Below are 16,986 nucleotides of genomic sequence, written 5' to 3'. Positions count from 1 at the left end.
ATTTTTTATGGGAAACACACATAATTAAATAATTACAGAAGCACAAGATAAGTAAGCTAATTTTATGTGGAGACATATTACGATCCTCTAAAAGATCTGTTTGCCCCCATTTTTATTCTCGTATTCACTCAGCCGCGCCCACACAAAATCCCCATCTTGAGCAAGCATATCGATTACGTTCGTGAACAATTAAAATGAACCTGACGCCGTAGGTCCCCTGCGGCGTCAGGCATATAGTTTTGCTCTGATTAGAACGAGCGCTGGAAGCGAACCATACCCTGCCAAGCGTCCTGACCCTTGAGAACCGACTTGTCGTCGTTCCACTTGGTGTAGGAAACTTCTGGAGTAATGGTGAAGCCTGGAACCAGCTGATAAGCTACGTTTGCAGTCGCCGCAAAAGTGCCTGCATCTTCCCAAGCAGCCTGAACGTTGAAGGTAGCCTTTTCGCTTGCTACAAACTTCGCGCCACCCCAAACAGCCCAATCGCCGCCCCAAGTGCCGTAGAAGCTATCGATTGCGCGAACGCCACGGTATGTCGAGCTGCCGCCATCAAAAACAAGATCGCCGTTTGCGTCATAATGAGCGTAGTAATCTTTGTTCGACTTGTAAGCGCCCTGTACCCATACGGAGAACTGTTCGGTTACATTTACGTCGAGACGAACCTTGCCCATCCACTCTTCGTTAACCGAGTCGTAAGCTGCTGCGCCGGCGATCGAGCCCCAGCCTTGAGCATACTTCAGGCCACCAACGATATGTGGTGTGTAATCAGTAATAACGCCATCGAAGTCGACGTCGTCATTGTTGCCCTGTTCAAGAGCGATGATAGCCGAGAAGCCATTGCCGCCAGTGAAGGTGTAGCTGATTGCGTTGGTGCGGTAGCCGCCAGCGGAAATCACATCATCGTTGATAACGTCGCCGAGGTAACCAGTGAAGGTTAGGAACGCGGATTCATCGAGACCAACGCGCAGGCCGCCGAGCTGAATGTAAGCGAAGTTCAGCGAAGTGCCGGAATCGCCACCATTCTTATAGTTGAAGCGGGTTTCTGTATACGTCTTCAAAGTACCGAGTTCGGTTTCCGAAGCTGTCGACGTGCGTAGCGTGAAGCGAGTTAGGAAGTCGTAAGTGTCGCGGTCTTTGCCATTTTTGGCCGCATAGGTCAGAGCACCGTCTGCGTTACGGCTGAGGCCTGCGCCGCGATAATACACATCGTCGCCGCCCTTGATGTCTGCACGAACGTAGCCGTGGATGCGCAGGCAGGTTTCTGTGCCTGGAATGTAGAAGTAGCCAGCGCCGTATGCATCGCAAACGCGGACGTATTCAACTGCTTCTGGCTCTGGAGCGACGATTGCGTCTGCTGCCTGAGCGCCGGTAGCTGCAACGAGAGCTGCAGCGGAGCCGAGGAGAAGGCTCTTGATGTTCATTTCTGACCTCCAGTCAAGAATCGACCGAAATCCAGAAAATGATATTATTTCAATGGTTTGACTGAATCTCGTATTTCAAAACTGAAAAGTTCAAAAAAATTAAATCAACGAGAAAAGAAGCTCAGAAGCTAGGTTCAGCACTCAGAAGAGCAAAAATTTCGATATTTTGTTGATTTGATAATGGAGGAGAGGATGGGATTCGAACCCACGAGACCCTTCCGGGTCTACTCCCTTAGCAGGGGAGCGCCTTCGACCTCTCGGCCACCTCTCCAATGAGGGCGAGATAGCCGGTACGCTTCATCTTTTCAAGTGATTTGAGCTACTAAGTGCAAATTTATCAGGAAAATATATACATTACTCTATAGGGGCTTGTGAATAAGTCCGTTTTCTTGGTGTTCTGTTGAGCGTTTCGACCGTGGAAAGTTCGTAACCTTAGCCCAGGGATTCGCTGCAAATCTCTCAGCTTTGCCCGCGTTGATAAACTGGGTGCCTGATTTGAGACAGAATCCGTTTCAATTGATGGATTCGTTGATCGGACATCACCAAAATTATAAAAATGCGTGTTTTCAATCGTTAAGACGGGTTAACGGGTGTTCATAAACGCTAATAAGGCATTAATTTTTGTATTACATACGGGCAATTTCGTGTCATTTCTGCAACAACCGTCTTGCATAGCTCCCAATTAATGCCGGTTCTCGATATTCGGTGTTGAACTCAAAAAGTTGGCGAGTATCTTCACATCCAGAAGAAGGAGCGCTTCGGGGCGACTTTTTCATCAGGGGATGGGGACAGGTTGTCCTTCAGCCAAATCAGAATGCCCAGACCCATTTTTAACTTTGACTGGAGGTCAGAAATGAACATCAAGAGCCTTCTCCTCGGCTCCGCTGCAGCTCTCGTTGCAGCTACCGGCGCTCAGGCAGCAGACGCAATCGTCGCTCCAGAGCCAGAAGCAGTTGAATACGTCCGCGTTTGCGATGCATACGGCGCTGGCTACTTCTACATTCCAGGCACCGAAACCTGCCTGCGCATCCACGGCTACGTTCGTGCAGACATCAAGGGCGGCGACGACGTATACGGTCGCGGTAGCCTTGAAAATGTTCGTAACGATCTTGGTGAAGTTGTTGGCGTTCGCGCTGTTCGCAACTCGAACCGCGACACTTACGATTTCTTGACACGTTTCTCGCTTCGTTTCTCGACTGCTTCGGAAACAGAGCTCGGCACGCTTAAGACATACACCGAAGCTCGTTTCCAGTATCAGAACGGTGCTGACTCCGGTTCGACTGGAACGCTGCGTTATGGCTACATTCAGCTCGGCGGCCTTCGCGTTGGTCTTGACGAATCCGCATTCGTAACCTTCCCTGGTTACCTCGGCGACGTTATCAACGACGACGTAATCCTTGCTGGTGGTTACCGCACCAACGCAATCAGCTACACCTTCACTGGCGGCAATGGCTTCTCGGCTATCATCGCTCTTGAACAGGGTGGCAATGGCGACTCTGACGTTGACGTAGTTATCGATGACTACACACCACATGTTGTTGGTGGCCTGAAGTACGCTCAGGGCTGGGGTTCGATCGTTGGTGTTGCAGCTTACGATTCAGTTAACGAAGAATGGGCTGGTAAAGTTCGTTTGGACGTAAACGTAACCGACCAGTTCTCCGTTTGGGTAATGGGTGGCTACAAGTCGAACAACGACACCTACGTCGGTGGCGAGTTTGACGTTAACGGTAACTACCGCAATGGCTACCGTCTCGTAGACAGCTTCTACGGCACATGGGGCGGCGATTGGGCTGTTTGGGGTGGTGCGAAGTTCAAGGCAACCGACAAGGCTACCTTCAACGTTCAGCTCGCTTACGAAGATGCAAAGACCTTCGCAGCTACTGCAAACGTAGCTTACGAACTGGTTCCAGGCTTCACCGTAACTCCAGAAGTTTCCTACACAAAGTGGGATGACAAGTATTCTGTCCAGAAGGGTCAGGACGCTTGGCAGGGTATGGTCCGCTTCCAGCGTTCGTTCTAATCCTAACGGATTGGTTACAGGAAACCCGGCAGCTTCGCTGTCGGGTTTTTTGTTGTCTTGAGTTTTGAAATATTGCTTATGCTCTTGCATTTTCGGGCAAGGCGGTTCTTTTGATGCTATACATCGTATGTGATTTTGCATCGGAGATATGGATTTATGCTGAAATGGTTTTGGCCAGCTTTGACATGGACTGCGGCGCTGACATCCCTGGCGCTCTGGTTTGGTGCGGACAGGGTCGAAGCCGATATCAGCACGCGGACGGCGCAGGTGCTTTCGCCTTATGTCTGGACAGGTTTCGATGTTGATGGTCGTGATGTCGTTCTGAAAGGCATGGCGCCCGACCCTGAATCGCAGCGCGCAGCAGTTCAAGCCGTACAGCAGCTTCGCGGTATTGGTGATTTTTCAGATCTGACGACCGTTCTCCAAGCCGCCAGCCCTTATGTTTTCAAGCTCACCCAAAGCGGCGAGGGGATTATCCTCTCAGGTTATATCCCTGATAATTCAATGCGCGATGCCATTATGAGTGCGGCAGAATCAATCGGCTCAGGCACGCTTGTTGATGATCAAATGGCGCTCGCACGTGGTGCGCAGCCCGAATTTGAACAGCGCGTTCTTTTCGCAATTGATCTCGCAAAAAAGCTAACCGACGCAGAGATAGAGATTTCCGAAGCAGCACTTTCCGTTAAAGGGAAGGTTAGCGACGATAGCACTCTGAATGTCCTGAATGCTGAATTGAATGGGCCATTGCCTTATGGCTTGGCTTTAGCCAGCTCCAATATTACGAAGTTCTGATAGCGTTGCGCCATTAAACGCTTTCATCCCCTGTTTCTTCGCATTGTCTGATTGACAGCGGAGGCTTGGGTGCCTTTCCTGTATATATAAGGAAAGTGCTTCGGATCGGTTGGCAGGCGAGTTTTAAATGCTTTATCTTGCAGAGATGTTTTGGCCCGTACTTTTGTTGTCGGGTGTGATTGGATTGGCAGTTGGGTGGCTGACGGCTTCTAAGTGAGTTGCCGTTGGGTGAATTGCGCAGCGTTTTATGAATTGCCGTGGTTGAAGCCCAGGCTGATACCAAGTGCAGATGCGTAGAGTAAGAGGAAACCTTAATGCCGATGTTGATTGTTCAATTGGCGATACTCATTGCCGTTGCTTTTGTAATTGGCTGCATTTTGGGTCGCCTGCTTAAGGGTAGAAAAGCTGCTGACAAAATTAGAGAAGACATCGTCGTCGCGGCTGCGCTCTCGACGCCTGCATTGGATGAGAAGCCAGGGCCGGTAGCACCAGCGAAAGAAGCTGTAGTTGAAGAGACTGAGGCAAAGCCGGTCGATGTAGCTGTCAAACCTGTTATAGATGAGCCGGAAGCTGAGCTTCAAACCGCTATCGAGGAGCCAGAGGAAGCGCAGGTTGAAGAAACGGTTGTCGTTGTTGTCGAAGCCGATAAGCCTGAATTATTGGATGCTCCGTTGCGCGGTAAGCCGGATGCTTTGACAGCAATCAACGGCATTGGGAATGCTATCGAAGCTAAGCTAAATAAGCTCGGCATTTTCCATTACGCGCAAATAGCGCAATGGAACGTGGATCAGGCTGGCTGGATTGAGCGCAACATTGGCTTTGCAGGCCGTGTGACGCGTGAAGACTGGATAGGGCAGGCGGCCAAACTGGCCGAAGCTGCATCTGCAAGCACCACAAAACGCAGTGCGAAGCCGAAGAGAACAGCAGCAAAAACAAAAGCTTCTACCCGGCCAAAAAAGACCCAGGCTTAAAACGTCCTTTGTGTAAAAACATGGACGTTTTAAACTCTGTCTTTATCGTCTGCCAGAAATCAGGTCAGTTTTAATATCAGCGCTGCCTGTCAGTCGGGCTTTATAAACTTCATAGTTTTCCATAACGCGCTGAACATAATTGCGCGTTTCAGAGAAGGGTATGCGCTCGATCCAGTCGACCACTTCTTCAATCGATTTTCCACGCGGATCGCCATATCGTTCAATCCATTCACTCGCCCTGCGTGGACCGGCATTATAGCCTGCAAAGGTCAGTACGTAAGAGCCGTTGAAGCGGTCGAGCTGTTCGCCTAGGAAATGTGCTCCGAGCGTTGCATTATAAGCTGCATCACTTGTAAGTCTTTGATCTGAATAGGTCATTCCATTGCGCGTAGCGACGCTCTTTGCGGTTGCTGGCATCAATTGAAGCAGGCCACGTGCGCCAGCTTTGGACACCGCACCGATGTTGAACTCGCTTTCCTGACGGGCAATTGCATAGGCAAGCGCTTTGCCTGAGCCACTGATGTTGGCATTGGCCGGAATAGCACCTACAGGATGCGACAGCGCTCCGACATCAAGCCCACGGAATGCAGCATTCTTGCCGACGCGCAATGCGAGATAATGGTTTTCATTTTTCTCTGCCATCACCGCGAGGAGTGCCAGTTCCCCAACGCTGTTCAACTCTTGTGAGAGTTGCGTGTAAAGTGCTGTCGCACGATTACCATAGCCGATCTGCTCGAGACGCCTGATGGCGTGCACTGCAGGGCGGCCTGAAAAGCGTATGCGCTCAGCATCTGAAGGCTTTGGATAGGCCAGCTCTGGTGCTTTTTCGTTTAAACGCGCTGCAGATAGCTGTCCGTAGAAAGTCGTGCCGAAATGTGCCGAACGACGGTAATATGCAGTCGCGTCGCCACCTGCACCGGCTTCGGCCGCGCGACCAAGCCAATAATAAGCCCGGGACGCGGAAATTGGTCGCGAGGAAATTTCCGCAATCTTTGCGAAGTGTGGCGCAGCAAGTTTCGGCTGTTTGAGTGAGCGCAGGGCATACCAACCGGCATGAAACTCTGCTTCCGCAGCCATTGTTGGTGATTCTGCGGCATGCGCTGCCACAAGCCTGTAAGCGAGCTGAGGCTTGTTTATATCCAGAAGTTCGCGCGAGAGAATGCGGCGTTCAACCCACCAGGCATCAGGATCAACCAGAGAGGAAGCGTCTTTGGGAGCCTTTAGCATTAAAGCTGTAGCGTCATCAAAACGATCTGCACGGCGCAGATAGCGTATCTGCAAGAATGCATAGACAGGGTTCGAGTGCCATGACTTATCGACATCAGCGATAGCCTTGGCAGTATTCGGAGATTTTTGCGAGAGGGCTGCAAAAGCGTTATAAAGCGACTGCGCCTGAGCTGGACCGGACAGAAGTTTCGCCGATTGCAAGCGATCATTATACAGCGAACGCAAAAGACGACGCTGATGATCTTCGCGTGTCAGAACGGTTGAAAACTCTTTAAGAACTCGTGCCTCGTCTTCAGCAGACAGGCGTTCTTCCGCCCACCATGGCGCCAAGAGCTGATGCGCTTTCGTCTTGTTGCCATTGGTGACGTAAGCGCGGGCAAGCGCGATCATGCCTTCGGTAGTTTGCGGCTGCGTATTGCCGAAGGTAGCGATAACCGTTGACGCAGGCGCGTCTTCTTTGAAAAGTGCACGCTCTGAATTGCGACGCAAAGCACTCATTCCGGGCCAGCCAGGAAGTTCGGCAGCTGCGGCTGCAATTTCAGCACTTGGCACACCGCTTATGCCGGAAGTTGCTATCGACCACGTCAAAATCTGGCGGTCGAGCGAGCCTTTTGTCATGCCGTTTCGATAGGCAATCGCGCCAACGACATCACGAGAATAGAGCGTATCAAGACCCGTTTTTAGGGTCCCACTGATCGCAGCAGGGTTCTCTACGCGACTGAACGACGAAGTAATGACTGGATCCGGCGTGGCAGGTCGCGCTTTTGGTGTGACCAGATTAATCGGGGATTCATGCGTAGCTGCTGGGGCGAATGGGCGCGCAAGCGGAGTTGGAATATCGGATGGCAAAGATGATTGCGCATAGGCTGCACCGAGCTGCCCCGCGAAAAGCGAGGTAGCAATAATCAATCGGCTTGAGCCCAGCATTCTTTGCTTTAATGACATATCCAAATTTTTCTTACACATGATCTAACGAGAATAAAATGCGTTTGTGTGAGCAAGTTATTGTTTGAATCTGGCTTTTATAAGCCTGATTGCCCACTAGGCTTGTCTTGCAAAGACTATGATCCCGATGCGTGAAGCATTGGTTAATAAAGAGTTATATTTTCACTTTGATAGCAGATTGCCTGTCATGCTGTGCTCGGATGCGTCGGGGCTATCCGTCCAAACGATGCCTATCAAATTTTTTCTTAAAACTGTCATTTGAAAGCAGATTTGCGCCGCTCCCCCGCTTGCCGGATTTCAACTCCGAGACTATGGTGCATCGCCTTACGGCCATTCTGGTTTATTTCATGTCAGGATTATACCGTGGGGATTGTCTTTATTTCTCAGGAGTTCACTGATGCTGAAAGGCTCGATTACCGCACTTGTCACGCCATTCGATAGTGAAGGAGCGTTCGACGAGAAAGCCTTTCGTGACTTCGTGAACTGGCAGATTGAAGAAGGCACAAAAGGCCTCGTTCCTGTTGGCACCACTGGCGAAACCCCAACGCTTTCTCATGATGAGCATAAGCGCGTTATTGAGGTTTGCATCGAAGTCGCAGCTGGCCGTGTGCCAGTTATTGCAGGCGCAGGATCAAACAATACCGTCGAAGCGATTGAGCTTGCCCAGCACGCCGAAAAAGCGGGTGCGGATGCTGTTCTGGTTGTGACACCTTATTACAATAAGCCAAACCAGCGCGGCCTCTATGAGCATTTCTCGCGTGTTGCGCGTTCAATCTCTATCCCGCTCGTGATCTATAATATCCCGGGCCGCTCGATCATCGATATGACGCCAGAGACAATGGGTGCGCTCGTGCGCGATCATAAGAACGTCATCGGTGTGAAGGATGCGACAGGCAAGATCGAACGCGTTTCTGAGCAGCGTTTGACTTGCGGTAAGGACTTCATCCAGTTGTCCGGCGAAGATGCGACTGCACTTGGCTTTAACGCGCATGGCGGTGTTGGCTGTATCTCTGTGACATCAAATATTGCTCCACGTCTGTGCGCAGAGTTTCAGGATGCTTGTCAGGCTGGCGATTATGCAAAGGCGTTGGAACTTCAAGACCGTCTTATGCCGCTTCACAAGGCACTGTTCATCGAGCCTAATCCATCTGGTCCGAAATATGCTCTGTCGCGCCTTGGCCGTATCGAAAACGTCCTACGTTCGCCAATGGTAACAATTGAAGCAGCCACAGCCCAAAAGATCGACGAAGCTATGAAACACGCTGGTCTCGTGAATTGAGGCTGATATTTTTGCCCGGTTGATTGATTTTTACGCTCTCGCATGTGCGAGAGCGTTTTCATTTCCGGCAATGCGCATTATATGGTGCCATTATGAACAAGCCGAAAAACTCTCCTGCACGCAAGATGGTCGCTGAAAACCGTAAAGCGCGCTACAATTTTGAGATCACTGATACGCTTGAGGCCGGTCTGGTTTTGACAGGCACCGAGGTTAAATCGCTGCGTGCCAATCAGGCCAATATTGCTGAAAGCTATGCAAGCTTTGAGAATGGCGAGTTCTGGCTCATTAATTCATATATTCCTGAATATACGCAGGGAAATCGGTTTAATCACGAGCCGCGACGCTTGCGAAAGCTTCTGATCAGTCGGCGCGAAATGTCGAGGATTTTTCAGTCCGTGTCCCGCGAAGGCATGACTGTTGTTCCACTGAAATTGTACTTTAATGATCGTGGTCGGGCAAAGCTAGAAATCGGTGTTGCACGCGGTAAGAAGAATCACGACAAGCGTGAAACTGAGAAGCAACGCGATTGGAATCGCGAAAAGTCACGGTTGTTACGAGATCGTGGCTGATAAACTGATTTGAAAAAAAGCGCCGTCAGGCGCTTTTTTGATTTAAATAGGTACGGACATTTCTGAAAACATCTCTAAACATGGGGTCGGTCAGCTTGCCAGTGTTCGTGTTGTACCGCGAGCAATGGTAACTCGAGAATATGCGCAGACCGTCAATGTCGGTTTCTTTGTTATGTCCAAAAGGATGACGCGAAACTGGCGCACCCATAGCGCGCACAGTTGACTGGTGGGCAATGGTGCCGAGAGTTACAACTGCGCGTAAATTCTTAAAGTGTGTGAGCAGGGGACTGAAAAACTGACGGCAATTGTTGATTTCACTGCCGACTGGCTTGTTTTCAGGTGGAACACACCGCACGGCATTCACAATGCCTGCATCGACGAGCCTTAGACTATCATCGGGTCTGGCTTCAAATTTACCGTTAGCAAAGCCAAACTCGCATAATGTACTGTAAAGAAGCTCCCCTGCATAATCACCCGTAAAAGGACGCCCTGTACGGTTTGCACCCCGTAAACCGGGAGCTAAGCCTACAATGAGAAGTTTCACGTCGTCATCGTGCGGTGGGAGAAACGGTGAAACCGGCGCATTATGCCATTCAGGCTCTTTGCGCCGCCACTCTTCAAGAAAAGCATGAAGCCTTGGACAGATTGTACAGTTTGGAGAGGGTTCAGAAATCATAGCCCTGCATGAACTGTACAATCATTGTCGTCAATAGTCGTCGTCGAGATCGTCATCCTGACGACGTGCCTGCTGTGGACGCTCTGATGGGTCGCGGCCAATTTCTGCCTTTAGCGATACGAGATCAATAAAATGATCCGCCTGACGGCGTAGCTCATCAGAAATCATTGCAGGCTGGGTGGTCAGTGTCGAGACAACTGAAACTTTACGTCCCTTGCGCTGCAGCGCTTCAGCCAGTGACCGGAAATCACCATCGCCAGAGAAAATAACAAAATGATCGACGGTATCAGTAAGCTGCATAGCATCGACGGTGAGCTCGATGTCCATGTTGCCTTTCACCTTTCGGCGGCCAGCAGAGTCTGTGAATTCTTTTGCTGCTTTAGTGACGACTTTATAGCCGTTGTAATCAAGCCAGTCGATAAGTGGACGTATCGACGAATATTCCTGATCCTCAACCAAAGCGGTGTAATAATAAGCGCGAAGCAGATAACCACGTTTCTGGAACGCCTTCAGAAGTTTACGGTAATCAATATCGAAACCGAGTGTCTTTGAAGCTGCGTATAAATTTGCACCGTCAATAAATAGCGCAATTTTTTCACGAGAATCGAACATCGTGCAATATATCCACTCTGCGGTCGATTGGGGGAGTGGGCGTGCGACCGCGTATTCAGATTTGTTTCTTAACCGGCGAATGAATTCATTTTTACAAATGACCTTTATTGCGTTCTACGGAGATATTGTAGAAAAACAAGCAACCAATGGTTGTTATTTGTTCTAACTCAATTACCTATGCGAGATATTTTCATATAGCAATTCGGAAACTCGTAAAAACTATTGTTCCGATTTGAGCCATGCTGTGTATTTGTCAGACAGATTGATGAATTTTCAACGAAAAACCTAGGTTTTAAATCTAAAAGAAAGCCATATGCGCTTTTGCTTGAAATTTCAGCGCACAAGCGTTATGTCGAAGAAAAATTCGTTATAGTTTTAAGAGATGAAAGGGACCGCCTATGGCCCGCGTCACCGTTGAGGACTGCGTAGATAAGGTCGAGAACCGTTTTGAACTGGTTCTTCTGGCCGGTCACCGTGCACGACAGATCTCCCAGGGTGCTCAGATCACGATCGATCGTGATAATGATAAAAATCCTGTTGTTGCTCTGCGTGAAATCGCTGACGAAACACTGTCGCCAGATGATCTTAAAGAAGACCTGATCCATTCGCTTCAGAAGCATGTGGAAGTTGACGAACCCGAAGCTGCAGCACCTGCTCTTCTGGCTGATGCTTCAGACGCTCTGGCTGAAGGCATTGCAGAAGCAGGTGAAGACGATGTCGTCACTTTCGACCGTATGTCGGAAGAAGAGCTTCTTGCTGGTATTGAAGGTCTTGTTGCACCTGAGAAGAACGACGACTTCTAATCGTCTGTCTCACACCAATGGTTTGTGCGCTGTAGCCTTATAAGGCCGCAGCGCATATTTTTATCTGCTTTGATAGCGACGTTGGGGCTTTTAAGTCACAGCTAAGCGCTTTCAATGACGAATTCGCTTGAAAATTAAGCCTGTTTTCAGAAAGCAGGTTCAGAAATTCACAAAATATTCTATTTTTTAGCGAGTTCTGGTCAGAGTGACCACTTTTTATGCGTGTGATGTGAGGAGTTTCTGTAAATGATGCGCCAATATGAGCTTGTGGAGCGTGTGCAGCGATACAAGCCTGACGTGAATGAGGCGCTTCTTAATAAGGCATATGTTTATGCCATGCAGAAGCACGGCAGTCAGAAGCGAGCTTCAGGCGACCCGTATTTTTCTCATCCGCTTGAAGTCGCAGCCATCCTTACAGACATGCGTTTGGACGAAGCAACCATTGCGATTGCTCTTCTCCATGACACAATTGAAGATACGACAGCCACACGACAGGAAATTGACCAGCTTTTCGGCCCAGAAATTGGGAAGCTTGTTGATGGTCTTACCAAGCTAAAAAAACTAGATCTAGTCTCTAAAAAGGCCGTGCAGGCCGAAAATCTGCGTAAGCTCCTTCTGGCGATCTCTGAAGACGTGCGCGTGCTTCTAGTCAAACTCGCAGATCGTTTGCACAACATGCGTACGCTTGGCGTCATGCGTGAAGATAAACGTTTGCGCATTGCCGAAGAAACGATGGATATTTATGCGCCGCTCGCTGGCCGCATGGGTATGCAGGACACGCGCGAAGAACTCGAAGAATTAGCCTTCCGCTATATTAACCCGGATGCTTGGCGCGCGGTTACTGATAGACTTGCCGAACTTCTTGAGAAGAACCGCGGACTTCTGCAGAAAATCGAAGAAGATCTATCTGAAATTTTTCAGAAGAACGGCATCAAAGCGAGCGTTAAAAGCCGTCAGAAGAAACCCTGGTCGGTTTTCCGTAAGATGGAAACCAAAGGTCTGTCGTTTGAGCAGCTTTCCGATATTTTCGGTTTCCGTGTCATGGTTGAATCGACGCAGGATTGCTACCGCGCGCTTGGTTTGATCCACACCACCTGGTCGATGGTCCCGGGCCGGTTCAAAGATTACATTTCGACACCAAAGCAGAACGATTATCGTTCGCTGCATACAACTATCATTGGTCCGTCACGCCAGCGTATCGAATTGCAAATTCGCACGCGTGTTATGGATGAAATTGCAGAATTCGGTGTTGCTGCTCATTCGATCTATAAGGATCGTGGGAGCGCAAGCAATCCGCATCAAATCTCGACCGAAACCAATGCCTATGCATGGTTGCGCCAGACTATTGAGCAGCTTTCGGAAGGTGACAATCCGGAAGAGTTTCTGGAACATACCAAACTGGAACTGTTTCAGGATCAGGTCTTTTGCTTCACGCCGAAGGGCAGGCTTATCGCTTTGCCACGCGGCGCGACACCAATCGATTTTGCCTATGCCGTTCACACGGATATCGGCGATAGTTGCGTCGGTGCCAAAGTTAATGGTCGCATCATGCCGCTGATGACTGAGCTGAAAAACGGCGATGAAGTCGACATCATTCGCTCGAAGGCTCAGGTGCCGCCTGCCGCGTGGGAATCGCTTGTGGCGACAGGTAAAGCGCGTGCGGCTATCCGTCGTGCAACGCGCTCGGCAGTGCGTAAGCAGTATTCCGGTCTTGGTATGCGTATTCTGGAACGTGCTTTTGAACGTGCTGGAAAGCCGTTTAGCAAAGATATACTCAAACCGGGTTTGCCACGACTGGCACGCAAAGAAGTTGAAGATGTTCTGGCCGCAGTCGGTCGTGGTGAGTTGCCTTCCACGGATGTTGTGAAAGCTGTATATCCTGACTATCAGGATACGCGCGTCACCACACAGAATAGTCCTGCGAAAACCGGCGAAAAAGGCTGGTTTAACATTCAGAATGCTGCGGGCATGATTTTCAAAGTGCCGGAAGGTTCTGAAGGTGCACATGAGACAGCCGCAGATGCGGGTGAGAAGCCAAAACGCAAGGCTGTGCCAATTCGAGGTACAAATTCCGATTTGCCGGTGCGCTTTGCGCCGGAAGGCGCGGTTCCTGGCGATCGTATCGTCGGCATCATGCAGCCCGGTGCAGGTATTACGATTTACCCAATCCAGTCGCCTGCATTAACGGCATATGATGACCAACCAGAGCGCTGGATCGACGTGCGCTGGGATATTGATGAGGGGATGCATGAACGCTTCCCAGCACGTATCAGCGTCTCGGCAATCAACTCACCGGGTTCACTTGCTGAAATTGCACAAATTGCAGCTGCAAATGATGCCAATATTCATAATCTCTCGATGGTGCGCACAGCACCTGACTTTACCGAAATGATTATTGACGTTGAAGTGTGGGATCTTAAACATCTTAACCGCATCATTTCTCAATTGAAGGAAAGCACGAGCGTCAGCGGCGCAACACGTGTGAATGGATAGGCAAAATGAAAACTGAAGACGTTCTTGGTGTTTTCCGCGAAGCGGGAGCAATTCTCGAAGGCCATTTTATCCTGACATCCGGCCTTCGGAGTCCTGTGTTTTTGCAGAAAGCACGCGTTTTCATGCATGCCGATAAGACTGAGAAGCTTTGCAAGGCCTTAGCGGAAAAAATCAAGGCAGCCGATCTTGGACAGATCGACTATGTGGTTGGTCCGGCGATCGGCGGCCTTATTCCGTCATACGAAACTTCGCGTCATCTCGGTGTACCATCTGTTTGGGTTGAGCGTGAGAATGGCACCTTTCGTTTGCGTCGCTTCGACGTACCAAAAGGTTCGCGTGTTGTGATTGTGGAAGACATCGTCACAACCGGCTTGTCGATTCGCGAAACCATCGATTGCATGAAAGATATCGGCATCGAAGTGGTGGCTGCCGCCTGCATCGTTGATCGTTCGGCAGGCAAAGCCGACGTCGGAACGAAGCTTATCGCGCTTGCAGAATATGAAGTGCCTGCCTATTCGCCTGATAATCTGCCGCCAGAACTCGCTGCAATTCCTGCAATAAAGCCCGGCAGCCGTAATATTTAAGCTGGATTCACAGTAGTTCCGACGCAGCTTGGTGTGATTTTCACCCTGCGTCGAAATTGCGCTTTGCGGTATTTGTTTGTCACCCTTAATTTAGGGGGACGAGCACAGATATGCTCATCCCCCTATCTAGGAACTTGTTGTGGCTGTTGCCCCGCTTATTTTCGATCATAAATCCCCTTACAGGGCTCCGTGTGGCGTTTGCGTTGATTGCGATGTACGCCGCATGGCCGTTTGCTCTGCGCTTGATGATGGCGATCTGGGCGCGCTCGAAGCGATCATGACATCCAAGAAACTCGACGCCAATGAGATGCTGGTCGAAGAGGGGGATCCGAAACGCCGCGTTTTCAGCCTCACGTCTGGAATGTTGCGGATTTATACATCGCTGCCCGATGGTCGCCGTCAGATTGCAGGTTTCCTCGTTCCGGGAGACTATCTGGGCCTTGCTGACGATGAGGTTTACTCTCAGTCGGCTGAAGCGGTCACTCCATCTGTCCTTTGTGCATTTTCGACAAAGGAAATGGATGGTTTGATGGATCGGTTTCCAAAGCTGAAAGAGCGTCTCTATCAAATGACGCGCGAAGCGTTGCGCACCGCACGCGACAATCAACTCGTTCTCGGTCGTTTAGCACCTGTCGAAAAGCTTGCCAGCTTCCTTCTTGTTCTTGCTGCACGTACCGAAAAGCGCGGTGGCAAGACGAACCTCGTGCATTTGTCGATGAACCGTACCGACATTGCCGATTACCTCGGCCTGACAATTGAAACAGTGAGCCGCAGCTTCACCAAGCTGAAAACACAGGGCCTCATTCAGTTGATCGATTCCAATACCGTCGAGATACTCTCCAGACGTTCGCTCGCTTCGGTAGCAGGCATCGATCCGGAAAATATTTGATCACAACTTCTTAGTTTTAGTTTCGTTGATTTAAATCAATGAACGTTGCCGGAATGCCCTCTACATCTGATCGTGCAAGTTGAGGCGGCTTATTTAACTGCTGCCTGATGATAACGAGGTGAACAGGTGTCGTTGTGGCTGGCAATTACAATATCCGCTGTCATGCATGTGGGCTTCCTTGCCGCATCATGTCTGCTTGCCCAGCAGAATGCCCGTCTTCGTCCAGTGAGCGTAAAGGTGAGAAGCTCTCGCCAGATCGTCAGGAGCGGGGAGCGCGATTATCATGCATGAAGACACGATAAGACGTTATGCGGCGCTGGCCGTTCCCCGTTATACTTCGTTTCCAACGGCTGTGGATTTCACGCCGACGACTGCAGACAGCACAAAACGCTGGTTGCGCCAGATCGGACCGGAAGAAAGCGTTTCGCTTTATATCCATGTTCCGTACTGCAAAGAGATTTGCCACTATTGTGGCTGCCATTCAAAAATGGCCATCCGTGAGGATGTCATTGAGAGTTTCGTGACTGCTCTTTTGAGTGAGATCGAAACTGTAAGTGCAAGTCTGACGGCTCGGCCGCAGGTCGTACATTTACATTGGGGTGGGGGCACTCCTTCTATTCTGCATGCGACACAGTTCAAACGCATCATGGCAGCACTTGCGCTGGCGTTTGATTTCCATCCAGATATGGAGCATGCGATTGAGCTTGATCCGCGTACGGTCAATCCAATTCTCGCAAAGACCTTGTCATTGATGGGCGTTAATCGGGCAAGCCTTGGCGTGCAGGATGTTAATGCTGATGTGCAGAAAGCTATTGGCCGCGTGCAGCCAATTGAAACTGTTGCAAGAGCCGCAGCGCTTTTACGTGAAGTTGGCATTAACAGGCTTAACTTTGATCTGATTTATGGTTTGCCGCTTCAGACTGTCACCAGTCTGCGTGAGACCTGTGAACGTGTGATGGAAATGAAGCCGGATCGCATTGCCTGCTTCGGCTATGCACATCTGCCGCAGCGTCGTGCCAATCAGCGATTGATTGATGAAAGCATTCTGCCAGATGCAGACGAACGTTTTGCGCAGGCAAGCGCTGTCGCTGAAAGCTTTATCAGCCATGGCTATCAGGCTGTCGGTATCGACCACTTTGCTTTGCCAGATGATACGCTGGCGATTGCGGCTGAAAATGGCACGCTGCATCGCAATTTTCAGGGCTACACGACAGATCGCTGCAATACGCTGATTGGTTTTGGCCCGTCGTCCATTTCGCAATATCCGGGGGGATATACGCAGAATATTTCTGATGTGGGGCAATACAGCAAACGTGTTGGGGCGGGGGATTTTGCAACAGTGCGTGGTTACACGATGCGGGACAGTGATCGTCAGCGTGCCGGAATTATTACGGCGCTCATGTGTAACTTCCGCGTTGATCTCAATACAGCGGCACCCGGCGTTGAGTTTTCTGACGAATTAGCCCTGCTTCGTCCGCTGGTGGCTGATGGGCTGGTGGAAGTACAGAACGGTGTCATTACTGCGACAGAAGATGGCAAACCGCTGATCCGGCTCGTTGCTGCAACATTTGATGAGTTTCGCAGAGAAACGATGCACGGCTTCAGTTTCGCCGTGTGAATAAGAACAAACGCATGTTGCAGATTAATACTGCAACATGCGCCAGAACAAAGAAATAGAGTTGATAACCTTCTATTTCAGAGCTGC

Annotated in this window: 14 protein-coding genes and 1 tRNA gene; 10 read left to right on the top strand and 5 right to left on the bottom strand. The window is 50.1% G+C overall.

Annotated elements, in window-relative coordinates; translation table 11 throughout:
- Positions 1-248: 248 nt before the first annotated feature.
- Together J2782_RS05745 and J2782_RS05740 are read right to left on the bottom strand one after the other, a co-directional pair.
- Complete coding sequence (locus J2782_RS05745) at positions 249-1,421, bottom strand: porin (RefSeq protein WP_310010634.1); 1,173 nt, start codon at positions 1,419-1,421, stop codon at positions 249-251.
- 181 nt (positions 1,422-1,602) lie between these two features.
- A tRNA-Ser gene (locus tag J2782_RS05740) sits at positions 1,603-1,692 on the bottom strand.
- Positions 1,693-2,274: 582 nt separating this feature from the next.
- On the opposite strand from J2782_RS05740, the gene J2782_RS05735 reads away from it, so the two are divergent.
- The 3 genes from J2782_RS05735 (at position 2,275) to J2782_RS05725 (ending at position 5,204) form a co-directional block, all read left to right on the top strand.
- A complete protein-coding gene (locus J2782_RS05735; protein WP_310010633.1) occupies positions 2,275-3,441 on the top strand; it encodes a porin in 1,167 nt (388 codons plus the stop codon).
- A gap of 156 nt (positions 3,442-3,597) precedes the next feature.
- Positions 3,598-4,233 (top strand): BON domain-containing protein, encoded by a 636-nt coding sequence (locus tag J2782_RS05730; RefSeq protein WP_310010632.1) that lies wholly within the window; start codon positions 3,598-3,600, stop codon positions 4,231-4,233.
- A gap of 314 nt (positions 4,234-4,547) precedes the next feature.
- Positions 4,548-5,204, top strand: coding sequence for an endonuclease (locus J2782_RS05725; RefSeq protein WP_310010631.1), 657 nt, complete (start codon positions 4,548-4,550; stop codon positions 5,202-5,204).
- Positions 5,205-5,246: 42 nt separating this feature from the next.
- On the opposite strand, the gene J2782_RS05720 is transcribed toward J2782_RS05725, so the two are convergent.
- Entirely contained in the window at positions 5,247-7,358 is a 2,112-nt protein-coding gene (locus tag J2782_RS05720; RefSeq protein ID WP_310011098.1) for a lytic transglycosylase domain-containing protein, read from the bottom strand.
- Between the two features lie 415 nt (positions 7,359-7,773).
- On the opposite strand from J2782_RS05720, the gene dapA reads away from it, so the two are divergent.
- Both dapA and smpB read left to right on the top strand, forming a co-directional pair.
- Positions 7,774-8,655 carry a 4-hydroxy-tetrahydrodipicolinate synthase gene (dapA, locus tag J2782_RS05715; protein ID WP_310010629.1) on the top strand — a complete coding sequence of 294 codons (882 nt, stop codon included), beginning with the start codon at positions 7,774-7,776 and terminating at the stop codon, positions 8,653-8,655.
- Between the two features lie 92 nt (positions 8,656-8,747).
- Positions 8,748-9,224, top strand: a complete 477-nt coding sequence (gene smpB / locus J2782_RS05710) for an SsrA-binding protein SmpB (protein ID WP_310010628.1) — start codon at positions 8,748-8,750, stop codon at positions 9,222-9,224.
- 25 nt (positions 9,225-9,249) lie between these two features.
- On the opposite strand, the gene J2782_RS05705 is transcribed toward smpB, so the two are convergent.
- Entirely contained in the window at positions 9,250-9,900 is a 651-nt protein-coding gene (locus tag J2782_RS05705) for a uracil-DNA glycosylase (RefSeq protein WP_310010627.1), read from the bottom strand.
- A 30-nt stretch (positions 9,901-9,930) separates the two neighbouring features.
- Complete coding sequence (locus tag J2782_RS05700; protein WP_310010626.1) at positions 9,931-10,512, bottom strand: LabA-like NYN domain-containing protein; 582 nt, start codon at positions 10,510-10,512, stop codon at positions 9,931-9,933.
- A 398-nt stretch (positions 10,513-10,910) separates the two neighbouring features.
- Here J2782_RS05700 and rpoZ point away from each other — a divergent pair, with 398 nt between their 5' ends.
- The 5 genes from rpoZ (at position 10,911) to hemN (ending at position 16,899) form a co-directional block, all read left to right on the top strand.
- Positions 10,911-11,315, top strand: coding sequence for a DNA-directed RNA polymerase subunit omega (gene rpoZ, locus J2782_RS05695; protein ID WP_310010625.1), 405 nt, complete (start codon positions 10,911-10,913; stop codon positions 11,313-11,315).
- A gap of 246 nt (positions 11,316-11,561) precedes the next feature.
- Positions 11,562-13,808 carry a RelA/SpoT family protein gene (locus J2782_RS05690; RefSeq protein ID WP_310010624.1) on the top strand — a complete coding sequence of 749 codons (2,247 nt, stop codon included), beginning with the start codon at positions 11,562-11,564 and terminating at the stop codon, positions 13,806-13,808.
- A gap of 5 nt (positions 13,809-13,813) precedes the next feature.
- Complete coding sequence (gene pyrE, locus J2782_RS05685; RefSeq protein WP_310010623.1) at positions 13,814-14,392, top strand: orotate phosphoribosyltransferase; 579 nt, start codon at positions 13,814-13,816, stop codon at positions 14,390-14,392.
- A 223-nt stretch (positions 14,393-14,615) separates the two neighbouring features.
- Positions 14,616-15,281 (top strand): cyclic nucleotide-binding domain-containing protein, encoded by a 666-nt coding sequence (locus J2782_RS05680; protein WP_250039486.1) that lies wholly within the window; start codon positions 14,616-14,618, stop codon positions 15,279-15,281.
- Positions 15,282-15,564: 283 nt separating this feature from the next.
- The gene (gene hemN / locus J2782_RS05675) at positions 15,565-16,899 is read left to right on the top strand and encodes an oxygen-independent coproporphyrinogen III oxidase (protein ID WP_310010622.1); all 1,335 of its coding nucleotides are present in this window, start codon (positions 15,565-15,567) and stop codon (positions 16,897-16,899) included.
- Positions 16,900-16,986: the final 87 nt, after the last annotated feature.

This window comes from Brucella pseudogrignonensis, from assembly GCF_031454375.1.
Taxonomy (GTDB): domain Bacteria; phylum Pseudomonadota; class Alphaproteobacteria; order Rhizobiales; family Rhizobiaceae; genus Brucella; species Brucella pseudogrignonensis_A.
Note: the sequence above shows the minus strand (reverse complement) of the source record. Positions and strands in the feature narration are given on the sequence as shown.